This is a genomic window from uncultured Campylobacter sp., assembly GCF_938018145.1.
Classification (GTDB): domain Bacteria; phylum Campylobacterota; class Campylobacteria; order Campylobacterales; family Campylobacteraceae; genus Campylobacter_A.
Window position 1 is genome coordinate 1 of sequence record NZ_CALIII010000439.1, and the last position, 1,121, is coordinate 1,121.

Below are 1,121 nucleotides of genomic sequence, written 5' to 3' on the forward strand. Positions count from 1 at the left end.
TTTGACTTCGAATTTGAGCGTAAAACGATAAGGCGAAGTATCGTGAGATGATTTTAAATGTTTTGAAGTAAATTTCGTCCCAAGACTAGACATATAGTCTGTCGCAGGGCGAAATTTACGAAATCATTTAAAAGCACTCGCGAGACGAGCTGTTAAATTTATTTCCAAAGAAGATAGAGTTTTTCGTCGTATATATCGCTACTTTTTGGACTAACCTCCACCTCTGTCACTTCCACGTTTTGCACGTCGTTTTTGGCTTTTAGCGCGCTAGCGTCTTCTTCAAATTTCGCCATCAGCTCCTCGATCTGCGCGTTTAGCTGGGCGACTTCTTGCTCGCTTAGTTTGACGTCGCTGCGCTCTTTTAGCACGCTATTTGCCGAACGTGCGGAGGTCGCGACCTTGCCGATGTTGCCGCTACTTAGTAGCCCTTTGCCAAAAATCGTGCCCAAAATGCTAGCACCCACCGAGATCGCAGTCTCTATACCTTTGCTTTTAAAGTCTCGCTGCTCTTTTTCCAGCTTTGCCACCGAGCGGTTTAGTTTCTCCTCTAGGCGCGCTTTTTGTTTGTCAAACTCAGCCGTAAGCTTAGCCGTTTGCGCCTCTAAAATTTCGTTGCATTTATCGGCCAAACGGACGTAAAACTCCTCCTTGCTCTCGCCCGGCGCCGAGCTTAAATTTAGCGCGCTAAAGAGCCTAAGTTTGTAGTTTCTATAGATAAATTCTTTGAAATTTTTGGTTAGCTCTTTGAAATTTTTAGCTCCCGCGACAAAGCCCGGCAGCGGCGCGTATGAGAGCTTGAAATTCGGCTCTGCAACCGCGGTAAAATGCATATTTTCGCTAGCTTCGCTCCAGTCGGCGCTTTTTTGAGCTTCATCCAGCCTTAGCGTGAAATTTACCTCGCGAACCTCGTCAAGCCCCTTTTTAGCGTCGTAAAATCGCACTTTGGCCTCGCCGTAAAGATACCCCTCCAGCTCGCCGCCCTCCTGCAAATTTGAGCTTGCAGCGTAAATTTGAGCGATATCGGGCGACAGCACCGGTTTGGCGGCAAAATTTGAGCTTTTTGCTGGGTTTAACCCGCTCAAATTTGACCCGCTCTTTTGCTCTTTCATCAAATTTGAAAT

1 pseudogene is annotated in these 1,121 nt (G+C 46.7%); it reads right to left on the reverse strand.

The features are described 5' to 3' along the window. Positions 1 to 158: 158 nt before the first annotated feature. Positions 159 to 1,121: pseudogene (locus tag Q0338_RS10350) on the reverse strand (hypothetical protein); the annotation flags it as partial.